The following is a 22,539-nucleotide window of genomic DNA, read 5'->3' on the forward strand; positions in this document are numbered from 1 at the left end:
ACGGAATTTGTACATTTTATAGTGCAGCTCTAAGCGGTTCTTTTACTAAGAATAATTGTGCTTCTGGAGGAACCGGATCTAGTGTGAGCTACAGTCAAGCATTTGGAGCTTCTAATTCAACTATTTCTCAGGCTGATGCCGATGCAAAAGGACTAGCAAAATTCAATGCGGATGGTCAGTCAAATGCCAATGCAAACGGAATCTGTACTTTTTATAGTGTAGCTCGAAGCGGTTCTTTTACAAAAAATAACTGTGCTTCTGGCGGAACAGCGTCTAGTGTTTCATATAGTCAGGCTGCCGGAGTTTCTACTTCTACTATTTCTCAGGCAGATGCTGATTCAAAAGGATTAACTAAGTTTAATACTGATGGACAGGCAAATGCCAATGCAAACGGAATTTGTACATTTTACAGTCCAGCTCAAAGTGGCAATTTTACCAAAAATGATTGTGCTCCTGGAGGTGCTGGTTCTACAATAAGTTTTAGTCAGGCTGCAGGTGCTGTAACATCTAATTCTTCTCAGGCTGATGCAGATTATAGAGGAAATATTAAGTTTAATCAAGATGGTCAGTACCAGGTTAATACTACCGGTGCTTGTTATTTTAGAAGTAAAGCAATTAGCGGTTCATTTGTAAAAAATAACTGTCCGGCAGGAAGTTCTCCATCTACGGTTCCCTACTATTTTAATGATGGTGTGATTTATTCAAGTATCTCTCAAGCAGATGCAGATAATCAAGCTCAGGCTCTTTTTAATAGTCAAGGACAAGCGTACGCAAATTCAAACGGAACCTGTACTTACTATAACGCGGCTAAGAGCGGTCAGTTTACCAAAAATAACTGTGCAGCAGGAGGAACAGGATCTACTGTAACTTATACAGTTGCCGCGGGAACTTATAGTTCGACTACTTCTCAGGCAGCAGCAGACGCGCTAGCTCAGTCAGCGGTCAATAATAATGGACAGGCATATGCTAATTCAAATGGAGTATGTGTATTCTATAATGTGATGATAAATCCAAAGTTTTACAAGACAGATTGTCCAGCAGGAACAACAAATCCTTATGTGTATTACTACGTTTATGCCGGAACTTATCAATCAACAATATCCCAAGCAGATGCTGATAACAAAGCCTGGATAGAAGCTAATACATATGGACCAGCTTATGCAAATGAAACAGGACGCTGTCTAAACCCTGGTGAACTTGAAGAATAGCAAAATCAGTTTTTTAAAACATTCAAAAGAGATGAAAAAATACATAATAATTATAGTTTTGTTATTGTTTGCAGGTTCTGGTACTTTACACGCACAGACTTTTAGCGATGATAACTTTGTTTATACCTCGACACCCAAAAAAGCGGTTCAATCTGCCAATTATAGCACATTAACCAAAGATGAAGTGACTCAAAATGTTACTTATTTTGACGGATTAGGAAGGCCAGTTCAGACTACTGCGATTAATCAAGGTGGAAACAGTTCAGATATCATAACTCCTATTGAGTACGATAATTATGGAAGACAAATTAGAGAATATTTGCCGTACTGGCTTTCAAACAGTACGGTCAATTACCAAAGAATTGGGATTGCTTCTTCTTTATCGTCACTGAACGGACTTTATAATACTGCAAAATATGACAATACCACTAATCCGTTTTCGGAGAAAAGCATTGAGCCTTCTCCTTTAAGCAGAGTATTGAAACAAGCGGCTCCCGGAGCTTCCTGGGCAATGAATAATGGTCATGAAATTAAAACAGATTACCAGAGCAATAAAACAGATGAAGTAAAATTGTATAGAGCAACAACAAATTGGGATGCATCTTTAGGTTTGTATACCATTGCTTTTGTAGATGGAGGATATTATGTGGCAAATGAACTTCAAAAAAATGTTATCTACGACGAAAACTCTGCTGCAAACCCAACAGAGAGTTCAGGATCAACGGTAGAATTTAAAAATAAGGATGGAAAAGTAGTTTTAAAAAGAACTTATGATGCAGGAGTTAAACATGACACCTATTATGTATATGATACATATGGAAATTTAATCTATGTATTGCCTCCAAAAGCAGAGGAAACTATTACTGTTGATATTTTAAATAATTTATGTTACCAATACAAATATGATGTACGTAATAGACTTGTAGAGAAAAAACTGCCGGGTAAACAATGGGAGTTTATTGTATACGACAAATTAGATAGAGTAGTGGCTTCTGGGCCTGCTAACTCTCCTTTTTCAGATATTACATCAGTAGGATGGGTTGTAACTAAATATGATGTATTAAATCGTCCTATAATTACAGCATGGCTGCAAGGTAGTGTTACAAACTTAGATAGAAAAACATTTCAGGATGCCCAAAATACATTAACGGCAAACTACAGCGAAACCAAAATTGCAGGTACAACGAATACTACTATAAATGGCGTGGCTTTTCGTTATAATAATAATGCCTGGCCAACATCTGGATATCATGTGTTAACGGTAAATTATTATGATGATTATAATTATCCTAATGCGCCAACAATTCCAGCTTCTGTGGAGACACAGCCGGTTTATTACAATACAACTGTAAAACCCAAAGGATTGGCAACTGGCTCCTGGACACGTATTTTAGAAACCAGTACGCTATATAAAAACGAGTTTTCATACAATTTATATGATGATAGAGCAAGACCTATTCGTACTTATACTCAAAACCATTTAGGAGGATATACTTATACGGATACCAAACTTTATTTTTCTGGAAAACCTGAATATGTTATTACAAAACATAAAAGAGTAAGTACTGATACAGAAATTATGACCAAAGATGTCTTTACTTACTCAGCACAGGATCGTCTTCTTACACAAACTAACCAAATAAATGGAGGTACGGTTGAATTAATTGTTAGTAATAATTATGATGAGTTAGGACAATTGATTTCTAAAAAAGTAGGTAATACTACAGCAGCACCAACGCAAAACGTAAATTATACTTATAACATTCGTGGATGGCTTACAGGAATTAATGATGTAGCAGCTTTAAGTAAATCAGGAGATCCTAAAGATCTTTTTGCTTTTAAGATTAATTATAATACAACAACTACAGCTGGTGTAAGTGCATTATATAATGGAAACATTTCAGAAACCTATTGGACAAGTAATAATTCAGAAACTATTTTAAGAGGATATGGATATGTGTATGATAACATAAATCGTTTAAAAACAGGAATTTTTAAACAGAACGGTACTGTGAATAATTTTTATGACGAAACTTTAACCTATGACAAAAATGGAAATATCATGTCTTTAGCTCGTAATGGTAATGTTTCAGCTATACAGCAGATCGATAATTTAGTCTATAGTTATGGTACAGGTAACAGCTCAAATCAGCTTACAAAAGTTGTTGATAATGCTACAACTTACAAAGCAGGAGGTTTTGTCGACAGTGCTGCCAATGCAGTTGATGATTACAGCTATGATGTCAATGGTAATATGATTAAAGATAATAACAAAAATATCACCACTATTACCTATAATCACTTGAACCTGCCAGCCAAAATAACTTTTGCCACAACAGGGAACATTGTATATCTTTACAATGCAACAGGACAGAAAGTTCAAAAAATAGTAAATGAAACAAGTAAAGCTGTTGTAACAACGGATTATTTAGGAGGTTATCAATATGATAATACAGTATTGAAGTTTTTTCCAACTTCTGAGGGTTATGTTGAACCTGTATCAGGATTTTATAAATATGTATATCAATACAAAGATCATTTAGGTAACGTTCGTTTGAGTTATGATAAAAGTCTTACTATTAAAGAAGAAAGTAATTTTTATCCTTTTGGTTTAAAACACGACGGTTATAACAACGTTAAAACCGGAGTTGAGAATAAGTATAAGTATAACGGGAAGGAACTGCAGGACGAGTTGGGGCTTGGAATCTATGATTATGGTTTTAGAAATTATGACCCTGCTCTTGGACGTTGGATAAATATTGACCCATTAGCAGAAATGTCTAGAAGATGGTCACCATTTACCTATTGTTATAATAATCCTGTATTTTTTATTGACCCAGATGGAATGCTAGCTACTTACGATTGGAATGCCCATAATTCAGGAAGAAAAGGAGTTTATAAAGATGGAGATAAAGAAGTATCATTTGAAGAAGCAAAAGCAAGTCATGGTATTTCTACACCTAAACAAGAACAATACAAAAAAGGGGATTATGTTGCTGTAGTAAATGCACCAAAAGGAGCAGGAGGGTTTGGACATAATGCTTTATTAGTAGGTAATGACGATACGGGATGGGTGTTTATTTCAAAAGAGGGTAGAGATGAAGATGAAAATTCTAATAGTGGCAATAACCCATTGACTGGCGGGCCTGCTTTAGATGCTAGGAAAGACAGATTTAATACTATTAATGAATTTTTTGCAGATAAGGATTATTCGGAATATAAGGAAGGTGTAGTAATTAAAATACAATTGTCCACAGCTGAAAAAGGAGAAAAGGAAATGACAAAACAGGCATTAAGTAAATATTCACTTATTTTTAATAATTGTGGGCAAGCCGTAAATACAACCTTAAATAAGTTAGGTATTAGAACTATTGACACTAATAAAATATATGGAGGTTATTCCGCAGGAGAAATTTTTTATGATACAGTAGTTCCCAATAATATTTACCATTCTATAAAACAAGCAAATAAGAACGTACCGCGAACAATATTGTCAAGAAAATGAGAAAGAAAGGTTTAATTAGTCTATGCATTATGACGTTAATGTGTGTTAGTTGTAATGAATTCAATACAGCAACACCTCAAGCATCTTCAACAATTTCAAATTCAAAAGAAAATGGTTTTTATCTTTCTACAGTAAATAAATTGCAAACTGGACATTTAGATATTATTGATTCTGTATGGATTGAAAAAGTTTGGCATTATAAAGTTATAAAAGGAGAAAAAAGAAAAGTTGCATTATCTTCAAATAATCAAATTGTCTTGAAATTAAAAAAAACAAGCAAAGAGTTTAAGAAAAGTGAATACTTTTTAGAATGGAAAATAGAGGAAAAACATTTTGGTAATTTAGGTTCAGGCAATGGAGTGTTTATGATAAGATACGCCAAAAATACTAAAATAGACACTCTTCATTTTTTGTTACATAAAGTAAATGATAAGTCAACTATTGATATTGGAACATTTGTTAATGTATCAAATTTAGTGATAAAATAGGTAATGTATCAGATGTGTTGGTGATTAATTATTACATCTAACATTTTCAGAAAATCAGAGATTTATAGTAATATCGCATAAAAATAAAACAACCTTCAGGTTGTCCAAAATCAAAAAAGCCACTTCGTAAGAAGTGGCTTTTTCGCTATTTTATGATAAAGTTGCTCCTAACATAATTCAACTGTTTTAGATTAATAAATGTAGAATTATAGCGTAAAAAACAAGTCGCTAACCTCCTTCATCCCTGTTTCGGTAAGGGTTTAATTCAAATTCTGTAGCAGTTTTACTTGGTAAACAAAAGTGCCACGATTTTGCTACGAAGATTTTGAGTGGTTTAAAAAAAATGAAAACTGCCATAAAAGAAAAAAACCTGTAAATCTTTCGATTTACAGGTTTACCTTTTTTGTGGGGAGAGCAGGATTCGAACTTTATCGCTGAAGTCCTGTCTATACTGGTTTTATAAATGTCTTTGACCAAAGTGCACCGATTCTGCACCAAATTCAAATTTTACTATTTCAATAATAAATCATACACAAAATTTAAATACTAACTAATTAACAGACAGCAGTATTATTCTTTTTTTGTATCACAAATATATTAAAAATACAGAATATTTCGCAATATGAAATTAAAGTTCTGTGACAGTCGCAAAAAAAATATCAACTCCACTGGAACCAGTCACCAAAAATTCGTACCATAAAAATGCAGTTATTTGTGTACCAATTGCTTATTAAAAACTCATTTGTAGTTTTTAGAGCTAAATTGCCAGCGTTTTAATGTATGTTGTAATGATTGGTGTTATAATGAAACAGGGGATTAAAAATGCCGTTTTGACTTTAAGCTTCTACATCCTGACCCCAGCGGAAGATTTGCTGGATAATCATATAAATTATCATTTCCTGAACTTTAAAATTTATAGACATTTTATTTTTTTCTTGTAAGAATTTTATTAAATTTAAAACTTTTAGAATTTATATTTTTATTCTGATAACGGCTTCAATTTATAATAAGATAAGTTATGAATACAGATAAATGTTTAGAACTGGACGGGGCTACAAAATGTATTTCATCTACCAAGGATATTCGAAGCGAAATCAAATGCAATCACAGCACAGAGATTTTAGTTATCGGTACAAGCGCTGCAGGTATCAGCGCTGCCTACTGGTTAAGAAAATCCGGCAGGAAGGTGCTACTGGCAGGCACGGCAATGCCTCACCAGAGCGGGGCCGGGAGGATCACAGCCAGTATAGCAAACCCCATAACGTGTAGTTATTATGACATGTCAGACAGGATAGGGGTGAAAAAAGCGGCCAAAGTTCTCAAGAGTTACAAAAATGCATTAGAATGGACTACCTCTGTAATAAGGCAGGAAGCAATACAATGCGGATATAAGGAAGTGAAGAGTTATTTATTTCCTTGTGCGGATGAAGATGACAGCAGGATGGACAAAGAATATGCCGCTGCCCGGTCCCTGCGGCTTCCGGTAAAGATGCTTCATTCTATACCGTCTTGTAAGACGGCGGAAAACAAAAAATGTCTGCAGCTTTCCAGACAGTCCCAATGTGATGCTGCCTCATTTCTTAATGGGCTTCTTAAGGCATTTATAGAGCAGGGTGGGGTATTTTTTGACCACTCAAATGTTGAAAAAATCTCTGACCAAGGGGCAGATATTAACGGTTATTTCATACAATCGGACCATATTGTACTTGCTTGCGATATGCTGATCAACAAGCTGCCTCAGTTCTCAGCCAGACTCAATATGCAGAAAGCGTACCGCATCGGAGTAAAAATTCCAAAGGGTACAATACCCTTTGGATTCTGGAGTGAAACCCGGCCTTTATATTCCCAGCTGGTTTCCGGACCCAATCATAATGCTGTAGTGGAAGCACTGGATTCCCAGTACGATCTTTTAACTGCAGAAGCTTTATATGATACATCAGCAAGATATGAGCCTGAAACAGAAAAAAGGGAGCAGAGAATGGAAAAGCTTGCTTTATGGACTAAAATGTATTTTCCTTCTTTCACCGCTGCTGACTGTAAATGGTCGGGAGAAATAATGCGGCCTTGCGATCTGCTGCCTTTGATAGGCAGAAGTTCAGCCGGCGGGAATATTTTTATTGTGAAAGGGTCTGCAGTAAACGAAATTTCGGACGGGGCATTAGGTGCCCTTATTATTAAGGATCTTATTAATGGAAAAAGAAACAGCTGTGAAAAATTATATGATCCGTCGCGGACTCCGCTGAGGAAAGCCGAAGAGGATACTAATGAAATTCGCAGGGCTTCACTGGATAAGGCCCGAAAATGGCTTGCCTGGGATATTTCAACAGCTTCGGACCTGCCAGATGAAGAGGGCAGGATTATTACTGCGGGAGATGATAAAATTGCGGCCTACCGGGATAAAAGCGGAAAACTGCACCTCTATGAGGGAACCTGTCCCCACAGCGGTATGGACCTGGAATGGAATAAGGAATGTAAGACTTTTGACAGCATCTCAAAGGTTTCGAGGTTCTGCCCTTTGGGCATTGTACTCAGCGGACCTTCCGATATCGGGCTGCAAAAAAAGATTTTTTGAATATCGTTACGAAAAAAATCCCTTATAGACTTTGATCACGCTCCTGTCGCTTTTTGAGTTAGAATTTTTAGCGCATCGAAAATGGATACCGAAGGTCATTGCTGCCCAAAGGTTACCATTCAGCAGGCAGTTTATTTCAGGTTTAGATTTATTTTAAATTATCGAGATGTTTAAGAATGAAGATTATGGCTATGAATGGTTAGTTCATGTACTTTGTAGTAAAAAGATATATTCTTAATTTTTTCCGAAAAAGAAATATCAGGTCCAAAATATTTAAAGTCCTGAGCTGGCAATAAAATGGTAATCAAAATCTCTTATACAATTGACTATTACTATTTTGTCGCATAGTAATTATATAAAAAGCCCTGAAATTTCAGGGCTTAATTGTAATTTATTTTCAGCAAACTACATTTTTGGAAGCAGTACTGTGTCCACTACATGTATGACTCCATTAGATTGATTTACATCTGAAATTGTAACTTTAGACTTATTGCCGCTTTCGTCACTAATGTACAAATCTTTTCCATCCATCCAGGCAGTTAGAGTTCCGCCGCTCACTGTTTTTAAAGAAGCTTTTCCTTTACCAGCTTTTATTGCTTTTGCAATATCAGAACTATTCATTTTACCGGCCACTACATGATATGTCAATATAGTTTGTAATGATTTAATATTCTCAGGTTTCAATAATGTTTCAACAGTTCCAGCCGGCAATTTACTAAATGCTTCATTTGTTGGCGCAAAAACAGTAAATGGCCCTTTACCTTGTAAAGTTTCAACTAATCCTGCTGCTTTTACTGCTGCTACCAAGGTGGTATGATCCTTTGAGTTTACCGCATTTTCTATAATATTTTTATTAGGATACATAGCTGCTCCGCCAACCATTACTGTTTTTTGTGCAAATGATGTCAATCCAAATCCTAATGCCAGGATTGCTGCTGCTAAAAATTTTCTAGTTTTCATAATTACTTTTTTTAAGTTATAAAGTCATTTACGCTTTAATATTCTTTTTGGTTTTAAAAGAGGTAAAAAAATAAATTAAAATGAATACAAGAGGCGAATTGATATATTAATAATGAAAGCTCCAATATTCCCTATTGCTATTTTAGCATTATTCAGCCCAGTCATTAATCCAGCTGCTAACAGTCTGGCACCAGTTCTGGTCGTCATTCAAACAGGGAATAGCCAGGAAATTTTCCCCTCCATTTTTCTCAAAATCTTCTTTGGCGCACATGGCGATTTCTTCGAGTGTTTCTAAACAATCCGAAACGAAAGCAGGTGTTACGACAGCCAGATTTTTAATTCCTTTTGCCGGCATTTTATCAATTTCAATATCAGTATAAGGCTCCAGCCATTTATCTCCAGCTAGTCGGGACTGGAAAGTTAAGCTGTATTTATCCTCGGGAAGACCTAATAATTGTACGACTTGCTTTGTGGTTTGGTAACATTGGTGACGATAACAAAAATTATGTGCCGGCGAAGGTGTCCTGCAACAGGACCCGTCAATTTTGCAATGGGATTTGGTTACATCTGTTTTGCGGATGTGACGTTCCGGGATTCCGTGATACGAGAATAACAAATGATCGTATTGAAATCCCGCTAAATGTTTCTGAATTAAATCCGCCAGATTCCTTATATAATCCGGTTTATTGTAAAACGCAGGAACATCGGTAAAAGTCATTTGTGGAAATTTCTCCTTGCGAATTTCTTCTGCTTTAACCAAAATAGTTAACGTTGAAGCCATTGCATATTGCGGATACAGCGGAAAAAGCAGTACTTCCGTTACGCCTTTTTCGTGCAGTTCCTGCAGGCCTTTTTCAATAGTCATACTTCCGTAACGCATTGCCAAAGAAACCGGAACGTTTACCAAAGGCTGTACTTTTTTCTGCATTCTTTCTGAAAGCACCACAAGGGGCGAACCTTCATCCCACCAGATTTTTGCATAAGCATGTGCCGATTCTTCGGGTCTTTTTCTTAAGATGATGCCTCGGACTAATAAAGCTCTTAGTAAATACGGAACATCGATCACATATTTATCCATTAAAAATTCATCTAAATAGGGCTTTACATCTTTTGGTGTCGGGCTTTTGGGAGATCCTAAATTTATTAATAATACACCTTTCATTTTTTTTGCTTTTTACTTTACGCTTCACGCTTTAAGTATTTGTTGTTTAAATTGATGCTAAAAATAGTATTGGCTGCCTTTTAGAAAAAGGAAAAATATATTTTTTTTATGCTGTAATTTACAAAATCGACGCTGTTTTAAAGTTGGTAGTAACAGACATCAGGTATTTCTTTGGAGTTGTGGAAAATTTTTTCCTGAATCCCGCAATAAAGTGGCTTCCGGTGCTGTAACCTATTTTAAGCCCCACTTCATTTACATTGTAGGAACCGCTGTCAAGCAGTTTTCTGGCGAAATCCATTTTTGTAATCAAACAGAAAACCATAAACCGTATCTCCGTAAATTTGTTTGAAACCTATTTTTAATTTTTTCATGTTCAGTCCAATTTCATCTGCCAATTGCTGTAATCCCGGTGGTTCGGCCATATTGGCGATAATGATTTCTCTAGCTTTTCTGATTTTCAGCACGTTATCTTCATCGATCAAAAATGGACATTGTCCTGCGTTTGGATCTTCCATTTTATTGAAATACAAACTCAGCAATTCGTATCCTTTTCCTTTATAATAAAGGTTCTTTAGGGAGGGATGAAGGCTGTAATGAAACAACTGTCTCAAAACAATAGCCATCGAAGGACTAATGTTCCCTTCGGTATAATCCTTTTTTTTCTTATTATCGGGGCTTAAAATAGTAATATAATCTGCTTTAACGGAAAATAATGAGTGAAATTTCTCAATCGAAACAATCACTGAAATCACCCATGAATTTGGAGAAAGCTCTAAATGAAGCAATGACTGTTTCTGCAGATTGCACAAAATCAGGGATTTTTCCTCTTTCAGTTCTAAAGCACAATGATCCTGATTGGACAAAAACAATGCATTGCCTTTTAGTCCGAAATGAAACTGTAACAGGCCAGCACCAATTTCGTGCTGTGCAAAAAAAGATTCTGAACTCTCGTTCTGAAACCGCAAAAGGGTAAGGCCGTCCTCAATTTTTATTTCTTCCTCCATTTTTTTTATATAAAAAATTATTGACTTTTCAAGATAGTTTTTAGGCGGTTATTGCCTATTTGCCCCTAAGACTGCGGCAACCTGGATATTTATTTTATTGGAAAGCTTACTTTTAACCAAATTTGGAATTTCAATGTTAAAATCACTGGCATTTACACTAAAATTACATGAAATGCTAACCCCTGATAGTGATCTGCTTATCCTTGCAGCAGTATTTATATCCTTTGATTTTCCGTGAAGTTCCAATGTACCTTTAATGATAAAATCTTTAGGATTTACGCTTAGGCTTTGAAGATCAAATCCTTCTATTTTCCCTTTAAATACTGCTTTTGGATATTGGTCACTTTCGATATAATTTTCATTAAAGTGTTCTTCCATTAAAGCAACCTTAAACTGGAAACCTTTCATCAGGGCTAGACTTGCAATCTCTCCTGTTGACGGATTCAAAACAAAAGTAACATTCTTGTTTACTGCTTTAACTTCTTCAAAAGAAGCAACGGAAGCTTCAAAAGTAACTTTTGCTGATTTACTGACCATTTTTTCTTGTGATACACCAATAGCGCAGAAAAATAGCATTGTAATAAGTATTATTTTTTTCATTATTTCACCTTTATTTTTTAAAATAATTCTGTTTTGTTTAGCTCTTATTTTAAAACTGCAATAATTTGAATCTTGACTTTATTATCCAGTTTATATTTAATAAGCGACGGAATTGGAATACTAAAATCACTTGCATTTACCTCAAAATCAGATATGAAGGTAATTCGGGAACCCGATCTTGTAATTTTTGCACCGGCATTTATATCCTTGGATTTTCCATGCACTTCTAATTTTCCTTTTATGGTATAATCTTTATAATCTTCTGTTAGACTTTTAATGTCGAACCCTTCTATTTGCCCCCGGAAAATAGCCTTTGGAAACTTATCGGTTTCCATGTAATTTTCATTAAAATGTTCTTCCATTAATGCCATTTCAAACTGGAATCCTTTCATTAATGCAAGACTTGCCACTTCGCCTGTTACGGGATTTAAAACAAAAGTTACGCTGCTGTTGGTCCCGGCAACAGGCTGAAAAGAAGGAACTGAAGCTTCCAGGGTTATTGTTGCTGATTTGGTTACTATTTTTTCTTGTGAAAAAACAATAAAAGAAGCCAATAGCATTGGCATTATTATGATTTTTTTCATGTTCTTGTTCTGGATTATTGTTCTAATAATCCATCCTGATTCCATTTATTTATAATATCTATGGTAGTTTGAGGCAGTCTTGGTCCACCTTGCGGCATTAATGAACTATTCCCGTTTTCTAAAGAAATTCGTGTCAGCAGTCCTCGATTTAAAACTGCATTTTTCACCTGTTCATAAGTAACTAAAGACATTGGCGCGCCATTTTTAGGAACTGCCGCATGGCATACAACACAGTTATTATCAATAATAGATTTTACATTTTGGTTGTATGTTGCCAAACCATTAATTGGTGTAGAGTCAATTAAAGTACTTGGATCATCGTTGGCACAGCTTACAAAAATTGATGCTAATGATGAGATGGCGAAAAGGGTTTTTAAATTCATAAGACTGGTTTTTAGTTATAAATAAATAGATGATTTTTAAGAATCATCAGGCATTTTAAAATCATATACGTTGAAAAGAATAATACAGATTTAACAAAAGGCTTATTTAATGATTTAAATCCAATAGGTATTTTTTAACGTAAATAAATCCAAATACTTAAAACAAGTTATGAGAAAAAAAATACTAACTACAATTTCCCTTTTTATAATAATCGGAATTTTTTCTTTGTTCTACATCTACAAAGGGCATAGGGACATAGAATCAGAAACTGCTGATTATGTTGTAACCGTTAACGAACTGGAAAAAGAGTTTGCTTCAAACGATAGTCTGGCTTACATCAAATATCAGGACAAAACAATTGAATTATCTGCACGGGTAACAAGTATTGACAAAGCTGGTAATGGAATTGTTATGAGCGAAAAAATATTTGTGACATTCAAAGACCGTCTGCCCCAAAATATTACATCCGGGAAAACTCTCAAGATTAAAGGGCGTTTTTTAGGATATGACGAATTGCTCGAGGAATTTAAAATAGACCAATCTTCAGTTGTACACTAATACAAATAACAATTTAAAACTAACCACATGAAAAACTTTATTCTATTATTTTTTTTATTCCCGCTGTTAACCTTCTCCCAAACCGATTTGTTGTCTGGTGTAGAAACTCCTTCTGCAAAAGAAAAAGTGACCTCTGCATTCAAAGCCCTGAAAATTGTTAATCTCGAATCTACAAAATTAGCGGCAAAAGGGGATTTGTATTTTGTTGTTGCACACCGATTCGGGTCCATTAAAGATGGCTTTGAAGGGTTTTATGGACTCGATAATGCCAATACGCAGATTAAATTTATCTACGGTCTAACAAATGGGCTAAATGTAAGTGCTGCCAGAAGTGAATTTGCTTATGATTTTGCAGCAAAGTATATGTTGTTTCCTCAAATAAAGGACGGTTTTCCTGTTACTATTGCTGGGTTTAACAGTTTGTCTATCAACAATACGCTAAAAGAAAGCCTGTATCCTAAACTTCAATTTAAAGACAGGCTTACGTATGTCGCGCAGCTGCTGATTTCAAGAAAATTTTCTGAAAAACTTTCTTTAGAAATTGTGCCATCATTCTTTCATCAAAATTTTGTTGAAGACGTAGACCAAAGCAATACTCAATATGCTTTAGGGTTTGGTGGAAGATATAAATTCGCTAAACGCTGGTCCTTAAATATGGATTATGCGGCGCATTTTAACAGGGCCCCTAATTCTCTTTATAAAAACCCATTATCTATAGGTTTTGATTTGGAAACCGGCGGACATGTTTTTCAGATGCATTTTACCAGCTCTCAGGCAATTGATGAAACCGGATATCTGGGAAGGACCACTGGCGACTGGACAAAAGGAGATATATTTTTTGGATTCAATCTTGCCCGGGTTTTCTAGTATCTCCTTTATAATTAAATTATTAGGTAATTTCTGTATTTAAAATGATTCTAAATTGATCCATTTTTAAATATTTCTAAAACCGCAGCGATGAAGTACACGTAGATAATTTTAAAAACTTAAAAGAACTATGAAAACTAATAAAATAATCAAAAGAGGACTTTTTATACTGATCGGAATATTTGGGTTATTTATCGCCATTTTATTTTTTCACATTATAACAGCAAAACCACCCGTTTATGATACTCCAAATCTCCAGGTAAGCAGAATCGATTTTAAAACAGATATCGATTCTCTGCAGGCCAGACAAATCTGTGCCGACCTGAGAAGCATAAAAGGCCTGACATCAGACTCTATTATTGTTAAAAGAAATGTTGTGGTGTATTTCCACAATAATAAAATTACAAACTCGGAGAAAGTTTTCAATGAGCTGATGGCTAAAGGGCGTTATGATGCTAAGCGTTATATACTGCCGGCAAATTTAGCAGCCAAAGAAGTCTGTCCTATGGATCAAAACAGTTTGAGCTATAGACTGTCTCAAAAAATAAATCGTTTTTTTAATTAACCCTTTTAATATCTTTATTATGAAAATTTATTCAAAACTTACACTTAGTGTATTACTGGCTGCATCTTCAGCTATGATTTCCTGCAGCAGTAATGACGACGAAACTCCTGCACCTCCTGTAAAGGCATCAATCTATGAACGCTTAGGCGGGACTAAAATGGTTGCCGATCCGGATAATTCAGGCCAGATGATCGAACAGGGACGTTTGAGTTTCCGCAAAGTGGTAAATTCAACTATCGGATTGATTGTTGCTGATATTCAATCCAATGCTTCAGGAAACCTGCAGGCACATTTTGCTCCTTTATTGGCAGAAACTGGAACTACCCAGTCTACCAATATTGCTAAATTATCAGATAACCTTACTGATTTCTTTTCGTTTAATACGGGAGGTACCAATGCTGTAAATACATATTCAGGCTTGAGTATGTCAGCGGCGCATGATCCTGCAAAAAATCCTCGTATGGGAACAAAATCCAGCAGTGCGGATTATACAAAATTCGAAGGATATGTTGGAGCTGCGGCAAATGCAAACGGCGTTGCTTCAAATACAGAGCTTTATACCGATATAGTTGCTGTTTTGGAATCATTGAGAACTCCTATAGTTCAAAAATAATTTTCTTTTTAAAACGCTGCCTGAAAAAGGCAGCGTTTTATATTTCAATACTATTTGCAGTTCTGGACTCTTAATATATTATAGAATCAGTATATAAATATTTTGAAACTCTGATATCATGTATAATGGCATGAAATTATATAAAATTGACAATTTGAATCCATTTATTCCACAGCGATATATTAAATCCTTCTGGCATTTTTATATATAAATTAGTTAGTAATAATTTTTTGAACTTTTAAGCAGAGCATAAATATGGAAAATTTTAATATGTCCAGATCCACCACTTTTTACGCATTAGGGTTAAGTTACAAGAAAGCAGATGCAGTTATAAGAGGAAAATTTAGTTTAAATACTAAAGCGCAATCTGATTTATTGATGCAGGCCAAAGCCGAAGGGATAGAATCACTGATCGTTACTTCTACCTGCAATAGAACTGAAATTTATGGTTTTGCCCATCATCCTTACGAACTCATCAAATTGCTTTGCGAAAACAGCAATGGTTCTGTAGAAGAGTTTCAGCAGGTTGCTTATATATATAAGAATAAAGAAGCTGTTAACCATATGTTTCGTGTAGGGACAGGCCTGGACAGTCAGATTCTGGGCGATTTTGAAATCATCAGCCAGATTAAAATCGCTTTTAATCATAGTAAACAGGAAGGTTTGATAAACACTTTTATGGACCGTTTAGTAAATACTGTTATCCAGGCGAGCAAAAAAGTTAAAACTGAGACTAAAATTTCTTCTGGTGCAACATCCGTTTCTTTTGCATCGGTACAATATATAATCCGAAATGTAGCAGATATTGGAAATAAAAATATTTTGTTATTTGGAACAGGAAAAATAGGAAGAAATACCTGCGAAAACTTAGTAAAACATACTAAAAACAGCCATATAGTTCTTATAAACAGAACAAAAAACAAGGCCGAATTATTGGCTGGAAAACTGAATGTTATTGTAAAAGATTATGACAATTTACAAGAAGAACTACAGCAGGCAGATGTGCTGGTTGTAGCAACAGGTGCGCAAATTCCGACTATTGACAAAACATTATTTAATTTACAGAAACCCTTATTGATCCTGGATTTGTCCATTCCAAGAAATGTAGATACTAATGTAGAAGAAATATCAGGTGTAACTTTAATACATCTGGATTATTTATCTCAAATTACTGATGATACGCTGGAAAGAAGAAAACAACATATTCCTGCTGCAGAAGCTATTATTGACGATATGAAATTAGAACTCAATGCCTGGGTAAACGGTCGAAAATGTGTACCAACTATTCATGCATTAAAAGCGAAACTAAATGATATTGTATCGGCTGAATTTGCTTTTCAAAAAAAGAAAACAACCAATTTTGATGATGTTCAGATTGATTTAATCAGTTCCAGAATTATTCAAAAATTAACAAACCATTTTGCAAACCATTTAAAAAATGAAAATACTTCAGTAGATCAAAGTATTGAATTTATTGAAAAAGTATTCCAAATTGGACAGTATGCGCAAAAAAATAGTCCTTCAAAAGCAGAAGAAAAATATAAAATTAACCTGTCTTGAAAATTCTAAAATAAAAGGCTGGAGTTTCTGCATTTACTGGGGCATAAATTTTAAGACTGTTTAAATAAAAATAAATATCTTGGAATAAAAAAAAACAAATTTACATTGCTGAAGCAGTTGATTAAGCTGCGAGCGTGGAAAAAATCAAGGAATCAGCCGATGAATTGGGATCCAAGGCGAGCATATTTATTAATGGAGACTTTTGAAAAAACTCTTTCCAATTCAGCTCAAGCGGTTTGTATATAATCAGATACAGATTCTTAAGAACTAAAACAACTTCGAAAAGCTCTTAAAGTAAAACAATTATATTCTTGGAGGGATCTATATTAAGAGCATGATAAAGATGCCCGTAAATGCCTCTGCATCCAGAAGTATAAAAAAAAGCCTTATCGGCTGAACGCGATTTGCTTATATATAATCGCCCAGGCCGTGTCCGGTCTTGTAAAGAGTTTGCGCTCAAAATGCAGGATCTCTGCGGCAAGATACTTTAGTCCATGCTTGAGATCATCAATGATAAATCAAGCATTAATTTTATGTGTCTGGTGCAATTCATAAAGGTCAAGTTCCATTAACAGCATGCAGCCATAAAGACCAAAAAGCGCATATAGAATAAGATCGATATGCGTTTTTTGGGTAAGGATTACCTGTATGTTTAAACTTTTCCTAAAGTATAAAGCTTTTCCATTGTAGGTGTTAAGCTTCCGCCTGCAGGTTCAAGTGTAATTCCAAAAGCTTCGGCTGAATCAGTTTTGTTTACAGCAAATATTTTTTGCGAATTTCCTTCAAAATTATCCAGAAGACCAATGCTGGTCGGTGTTAGGACCGGACTTAGTTTTAAGGACCATACCTGGTAAACCATTCCTTTTGGAGGTGCTGGCAGACCTGCGGCATCAATATAAGTCGTTTTTGTCTGCTGGTTCCAGTATACTTTTGCAAAAGATGCAGGAGAAACTGCTTGACCGCCAAGGGTTACACTAGTATTTTTAATATCTCTGACAATCGTTAAGTTTTTCTGCGTTTGTTTATTCTGCTGATCTAGAAAAGCATAATTTCTTTCGATTTTATTTTTCTCATTTCCAATATTAGATATTTCTTCTTTTGATTTAGTTAATTCTAAAGTTTGGTATCCAAAACCAAGCAGTAATAAAACCGCCGCTGCCCAGCCCGCATATTGTGTCCAGTTTGATGCAGGTTTTAAATCTACAACTTTAGCATTTTTAAGTTCTAAACGCGCTTTAATTTTTTCGAAATTTTCTACAGAGTGGAAAGGAGCAAAGCTTGATGATAAAGCCACAACAGCTTTTTCAATTGCAGCAATTTCCTGGTCTACTTCTTTGTTAGTTTTAGCTAGTTCGGCTATTTCTAGATTTTCTTTTTCGGTTAATAAACCATAAACATAAAGTTCCAGAGTTCCTGAGTCTATGTATTCTTTTGCTTCCATTATATTTTTAAATAATTTCTTAAATCATTAATACAGTTTCTGTTTTGGGTTTTAAATGTGCCCAGCGGAATGGCAAGTTCTTCTGAAGCTTCCTGCTGGGTGTATCCCTTAAAGAACAGTAGATCAATAATCTCAATGCATTTTGGTTTGAGTTTCTTTATGAACTCCTGAATTCCAATTGTATCAATTTTATTTGTGAGTTTATTGCTGTCGTCTAACATATTTACGAAATTATCAGAGAAAAGGTTTTGCTGGCTGTTATTAAAATTTTTGGATCGAAGCTTGTCAATTGATGCATTCCTTGTAATATTAAGGACCCAGGTATAGAATCGCCCCTTACTTTCATTATAATAATCAATGTTTTTCCAGATTTTTACAAAAACTTCCTGTAGTACATCTTCGGCTTCCTCTTGGTTTTTAATAAGAACATGTATGACAGAAAACAAGCTTTTTGAATACATATCGTATAGATGGGTAAAGACTCTCTGGTCTTTTTTGCGGATTAATACCAATAATTCTTCTTGGCTCATAGGATTGGATTTAAAGTTTAAATAAATTTTAATTTCTTATAAAGCGGTAATGCCGGTTCTGTCGCATCTATGACTAAGTTTTATCTTTGGTTGTTCAAAACTAATAAAAATGAATACTCAAGGTCATTGCTATCCAAAGTCTATCATTCTGCAGGCGGTATATTTCAAGCTTAGGTTTGCTTTAAGTTATCGAGATGTTGAAGAAATAATGAAGAAAGGGGAGTGATTGTGGATCATGCTGCTATCCAACGCTGGGTTTATAAATTTACACCTTTCATTGTATCAGAGATGAAGAAGAGAAAGGTCAAAGTGGATATGCTGAGGAAGAATCAGATGGTTAGACCAGGGATAACTATGATTAAATCATTTTGCAAATTGGCAGCCTAAATTTTAAATTACGTAAATTCTTAAATTTTATTCTGATAAATTTCACATAACCAATTTTTTCATTAAAAATAAATTGAATTATTAGTATACAAATATGCTAATAATTTAATTAATTAGTATATTTGTATACCAATAATTATTTTATTCATTCCATTATGAACTATAAGCTTATCGAAGAAGTACTTCAATTAATTAAAAATTTTGATACAAGTATTGATAGCAAATACTATTCTAAGGATTTAGCAGGATTCAAGAGTTGGATTTTTGAAAGTGAAAAAAAGAAAGTGGCTGAAGAACCTGACTGGGAAGGAAAAGAAAACGGAAGGACTCCAGAAAGTATCATAAATACTTTAATTGTTCATATGAACAGATATGCAAAAACCTATTCCAAATCAGCAATATGTAATTCCAGATTCGCAACGCAGGAAGACTTTATATATCTAATCAATTTAAAGGCTTATGGAGCGATGACAAAAACAGATCTGATTAAAAAAAACATCCATGAAAAACCTGTTGGGATGCAAATAATCAATCGTTTAATAAAGAAGGGCTGGATAGAACAAAACGGTTCATTGGAAGACAGGCGCAGTAAGATTGTTTTGATTACTCCCGATGGAATATCAGTATTGGATCAGAGTATGAAAAAAATTAAACAGGCTACTGAAATTGTTACCGGTAACCTTAGTTATGCTGAAAAGATTGAATTAATAAAACTGCTTCAGAAATTAGAAAATTTTCATAAGCCTATTTTTGCTGAAAATCATGATTCTTCACAACTTATTGACAGAGTTTACAGTAAATATTTAATTCACAATAATTAATATTCCACCATTTTTTATCCATGCAGAAAAAAACAGATTGTAAAAAAACTATTGCTATAATTGGTTCCGGTATTTCCGGTATTTCAGCAGCTGCTTATGCTGCTCATGCAGGAAATAAAGTGCATGTATTTGAAAAGCATTCCCAGCCCGGAGGCAGAGCTAGGCAGTTCTGTACAGATAATGGTTATACTTTCGACATGGGGCCAAGTTGGTATTGGATGCCTGATATTATCAATGGTTTTTTTAAGGATTTTGGTTATAAGGCCATTGACTTTTATAATCTTGTGTCTTTAAATCCTCAGTTTGAAATGATTTTTAAAGATGGAAATATAGAGATTCCAGAATCCTACGAAGACCTGAAAGCATTGTTTGAAACTTTGGAAAAAGGAGCAGGTAAAAAACTGGATGAATTTATGCTGTCTGCAAAGTACAAATATGAAGTAGGAATGCAGGAGTTTGTAAATAAACCCTGCCATAGTTGGTTTGAATTTTTTTCTCCAAAGATTGCAGTCACTGCTTTAAATCTTGATTTACTTTCTAATTTCAGAGCATATGTTAGCAGATATTTTTCCCACCCAAAATTAAAAGCATTAATGGAATTTCCTGTTATTTTCCTTGGTGCTTCACCTAAAAATATCCCGGCACTTTACAGCTTGATGAATTATGGAGGTTATGTTTTGGGAACCTGGTATCCGATGGGAGGATTTTACCAATTGGTATTGGCAATGAAAAAAGTGGCAGAAGAGCAGGGTGCGTTTTTTCATTTTAACAGCCCTGTGGAAAAAATCGTTACATATGAAGGTGCAGTTAAGGGAATAGTGGTAAACGGAGAACTAAAGGAATTTGATGCTGTTATTGCTTCTTCAGATTATCATCATACAGAAACATTGCTAAATAAGGAGCTGCGAAATTATAAAGAAAAATACTGGAAAAGCAGGACGTTTGCTCCTTCCTGTCTCATTTATTATTTGGGATTCAAAGAAAGAATCCCCAATCTTAAACATCATACCTTATTTTTTGAGAATGATATGGACAATCATATCTTTACTATTTATGAAGACAAGCAATGGCCTGAAAAGCCTTTGTTCTATGTGTGCTGCCCATCTAAAACTGATGCTGGTTTAGCGCCGGATGGTCATGAAAATGTTTTCTTCTTGATGCCGCTGGCGACTGGGCTGACTGATAATGAAACTATTCGTGAGCGCTATTTCCAGGAAATGATTCAACGTTTGGAGCAACATACAGGCGTAAATGATCTGCTATCAAAAATGGATTATAAAAGAAGCTATTGTGTTGATGATTTTACAAACGATTACAATGCTTATGAAGGAAATGCATACGGTCTGGCTAATACATTAAAACAAACAGCAGTGCTGAAGCCATCGATTAAAAATAAGCAGTTATCCAATCTGTTTTATACAGGGCAATTGACCGTGCCGGGACCAGGAGTGCCACCATCTATCATCTCAGGTAAAATTGTTGCGAAAGAAGTAAATAATATTACATAAAACAAGTATGAAAAAAATATTTGATGAATTGGCTTATAAAGTAAGTAAAATGGTCACTGAAAAATACAGCACCAGTTTCTCACTAGGAATTCTGGCACTTAGACCCTCCATACGTCCCTATATTTATGCTGTTTATGGGTATGTGCGTTTGGCTGATGAAATTGTAGACAGCTTTCACGATTATGACAAAGCACTTCTCTTAGAACGTTTTAAAACTCAGACATGGAATGCTTTGGAGGAAGGTATTTCCCTGAACCCTGTCTTACAGTCGTTTCAGGATACAGTAAATAAATTTGCTATTGATAAAATCCTGATCGAGCAGTTTTTGCATAGTATGGAAATGGATTTGCAGCAAATGGATTATAATTCTGATCTTTATAAAGAATACATTTTAGGTTCGGCTGAAGTGGTAGGGCTTATGTGCCTGCAGGTATTTACCGAAGGCAACAAAGAGGTATTTGAAACCCTAAAGCCTTATGCAATGAAATTAGGTTCGGCTTTTCAAAAGGTAAATTTTTTGCGTGATCTAAAGGAGGATTATAATATTTTGGGCCGCACGTATTTTCCAAATATCGACATGAGGATTTTTAACAACAAAATAAAGAGTCAAATTGAAAATGAGATTGAAGCAGAGTTCAAAGAAGCATTAATTGGCATAAAAAAATTACCATCTTCTTCAAAATTTGGTGTTTACCTGGCTTACAAATATTATCTGTCTTTATTCAAAAAAATAAAAAATACGTCTGCTGAAAAAATTATGAGTGAGCGGGTGCGTATTCCCAACGGGCAAAAAATTTCCCTTGCGATGAGTAGTTATGTACAATACAGAATGACAATACTATGAAATTCATAAGATAAATTGAATTTTTTATCTCCTATCAATGACTATTTATAGTACAGAAAGCATGAATTTGGAGACTGTTAGAATGAATTATGAAAAAGCAGTTTCAGACAAAAAGCTTTGCCAGAAAAAAAATGAAGCTTTGCGCACTGATATTGATTGTACGGTACACGAACTTTATTTCGGATCATTTCAGAATTTATGACTGAATGATAGCAATAATCCTATTTCGAAACTCCAGACGTTTAAAAAGGCAAAAGAAATATTGAAGATGACGTAATTTCAAAACCTGACAATTTAGAAATTAGGCTTCTGAGGTTATCTGTCCAGAGTAATTGCTCGTCATTTTTAAAAGATCAAAAATATTATGTTCAACACTAA

General features: G+C 34.7%; 19 protein-coding genes and 1 pseudogene. 12 read left to right on the plus strand and 8 right to left on the minus strand.

Features of this window, described 5'->3' with window-relative positions; genetic code table 11:
- The 4 genes from B3C18_RS18425 to B3C18_RS18440 all read left to right on the plus strand — a co-directional run.
- Positions 1–1,208: DUF5977 domain-containing protein (locus tag B3C18_RS18425; protein WP_291149934.1), on the plus strand; the 1,208-nt coding region annotated here is incomplete at its 5' end.
- A 31-nt stretch (positions 1,209–1,239) separates the two neighbouring features.
- A complete protein-coding gene (locus tag B3C18_RS18430) occupies positions 1,240–4,713 on the plus strand; it encodes a DUF6443 domain-containing protein (protein WP_291149938.1) in 3,474 nt (1,157 codons plus the stop codon).
- Entirely contained in the window at positions 4,710–5,201 is a 492-nt protein-coding gene (locus tag B3C18_RS18435; protein ID WP_291149941.1) for a hypothetical protein, read from the plus strand. Before B3C18_RS18430 ends, B3C18_RS18435 begins: the two co-directional genes overlap by 4 nt.
- Positions 5,202–6,219: 1,018 nt before the next feature.
- Complete coding sequence (locus B3C18_RS18440; RefSeq protein WP_291149944.1) at positions 6,220–7,773, plus strand: FAD-dependent oxidoreductase; 1,554 nt, start codon at positions 6,220–6,222, stop codon at positions 7,771–7,773.
- A gap of 405 nt (positions 7,774–8,178) precedes the next feature.
- Here B3C18_RS18440 and B3C18_RS18445 read toward each other — a convergent pair whose 3' ends face one another.
- The 6 genes and pseudogenes from B3C18_RS18445 to B3C18_RS18470 all read right to left on the minus strand — a co-directional run bounded on the left by B3C18_RS18445 (position 8,179) and on the right by B3C18_RS18470 (position 12,466).
- Positions 8,179–8,733, minus strand: coding sequence for a fasciclin domain-containing protein (locus tag B3C18_RS18445; RefSeq protein ID WP_291149953.1), 555 nt, complete (start codon positions 8,731–8,733; stop codon positions 8,179–8,181).
- Positions 8,734–8,881: 148 nt separating this feature from the next.
- Positions 8,882–9,895 (minus strand): ferrochelatase, encoded by a 1,014-nt coding sequence (hemH, locus tag B3C18_RS18450; RefSeq protein ID WP_291149956.1) that lies wholly within the window; start codon positions 9,893–9,895, stop codon positions 8,882–8,884.
- Between the two features lie 118 nt (positions 9,896–10,013).
- Positions 10,014–10,899: pseudogene (locus tag B3C18_RS18455) on the minus strand (helix-turn-helix transcriptional regulator).
- A gap of 48 nt (positions 10,900–10,947) precedes the next feature.
- Positions 10,948–11,499: a YceI family protein gene (locus B3C18_RS18460; protein WP_291149958.1), complete on the minus strand. Its 552-nt coding sequence runs from the start codon at positions 11,497–11,499 to the stop codon at positions 10,948–10,950.
- A gap of 44 nt (positions 11,500–11,543) precedes the next feature.
- Positions 11,544–12,083, minus strand: coding sequence for a YceI family protein (locus tag B3C18_RS18465; protein WP_291149959.1), 540 nt, complete (start codon positions 12,081–12,083; stop codon positions 11,544–11,546).
- Positions 12,084–12,097: 14 nt separating this feature from the next.
- Positions 12,098–12,466 (minus strand): hypothetical protein, encoded by a 369-nt coding sequence (locus B3C18_RS18470; protein WP_291149960.1) that lies wholly within the window; start codon positions 12,464–12,466, stop codon positions 12,098–12,100.
- 169 nt (positions 12,467–12,635) lie between these two features.
- On the opposite strand from B3C18_RS18470, the gene B3C18_RS18475 reads away from it, so the two are divergent.
- The 5 genes from B3C18_RS18475 to hemA all read left to right on the plus strand — a co-directional run bounded on the left by B3C18_RS18475 (position 12,636) and on the right by hemA (position 16,630).
- Entirely contained in the window at positions 12,636–13,025 is a 390-nt protein-coding gene (locus B3C18_RS18475; RefSeq protein ID WP_291149962.1) for an OB-fold protein, read from the plus strand.
- A 27-nt stretch (positions 13,026–13,052) separates the two neighbouring features.
- On the plus strand, positions 13,053–13,892 hold the full coding sequence (locus B3C18_RS18480; RefSeq protein WP_291149965.1) for a DUF5777 family beta-barrel protein: 840 nt from the start codon (positions 13,053–13,055) through the stop codon (positions 13,890–13,892).
- Between the two features lie 130 nt (positions 13,893–14,022).
- Entirely contained in the window at positions 14,023–14,457 is a 435-nt protein-coding gene (locus B3C18_RS18485; RefSeq protein WP_291149968.1) for a hypothetical protein, read from the plus strand.
- Positions 14,458–14,476: 19 nt separating this feature from the next.
- Positions 14,477–15,070: a hypothetical protein gene (locus B3C18_RS18490; RefSeq protein WP_291149970.1), complete on the plus strand. Its 594-nt coding sequence runs from the start codon at positions 14,477–14,479 to the stop codon at positions 15,068–15,070.
- Positions 15,071–15,325: 255 nt separating this feature from the next.
- Positions 15,326–16,630 (plus strand): glutamyl-tRNA reductase, encoded by a 1,305-nt coding sequence (gene hemA / locus B3C18_RS18495; protein ID WP_291149973.1) that lies wholly within the window; start codon positions 15,326–15,328, stop codon positions 16,628–16,630.
- Between the two features lie 652 nt (positions 16,631–17,282).
- Here hemA and B3C18_RS18500 read toward each other — a convergent pair.
- Both B3C18_RS18500 and B3C18_RS18505 read right to left on the minus strand, forming a co-directional pair.
- Entirely contained in the window at positions 17,283–18,071 is a 789-nt protein-coding gene (locus tag B3C18_RS18500; protein ID WP_291149976.1) for an anti-sigma factor, read from the minus strand.
- Entirely contained in the window at positions 18,071–18,601 is a 531-nt protein-coding gene (locus B3C18_RS18505) for an RNA polymerase sigma factor (RefSeq protein WP_291149978.1), read from the minus strand. Before B3C18_RS18505 ends, B3C18_RS18500 begins: the two co-directional genes overlap by 1 nt.
- Before the next feature lie 542 nt (positions 18,602–19,143).
- On the opposite strand from B3C18_RS18505, the gene B3C18_RS18510 reads away from it, so the two are divergent.
- Genes B3C18_RS18510 through B3C18_RS18520 form a run of 3 tightly spaced genes read left to right on the plus strand, consistent with a single transcriptional unit; the run spans position 19,144 to position 22,161 of the window.
- The gene (locus tag B3C18_RS18510) at positions 19,144–19,809 is read left to right on the plus strand and encodes a MarR family winged helix-turn-helix transcriptional regulator (protein WP_291149980.1); all 666 of its coding nucleotides are present in this window, start codon (positions 19,144–19,146) and stop codon (positions 19,807–19,809) included.
- A gap of 20 nt (positions 19,810–19,829) precedes the next feature.
- Complete coding sequence (locus tag B3C18_RS18515) at positions 19,830–21,317, plus strand: phytoene desaturase family protein (protein ID WP_291149989.1); 1,488 nt, start codon at positions 19,830–19,832, stop codon at positions 21,315–21,317.
- A 7-nt stretch (positions 21,318–21,324) separates the two neighbouring features.
- A complete protein-coding gene (locus B3C18_RS18520; RefSeq protein ID WP_291149991.1) occupies positions 21,325–22,161 on the plus strand; it encodes a phytoene/squalene synthase family protein in 837 nt (278 codons plus the stop codon).
- The last annotated feature ends 378 nt before the right edge of the window (positions 22,162–22,539 follow it).

The organism is Flavobacterium sp. UBA7680 (assembly GCF_002482975.1).
Classification (GTDB): Bacteria; Bacteroidota; Bacteroidia; order Flavobacteriales; family Flavobacteriaceae; genus Flavobacterium.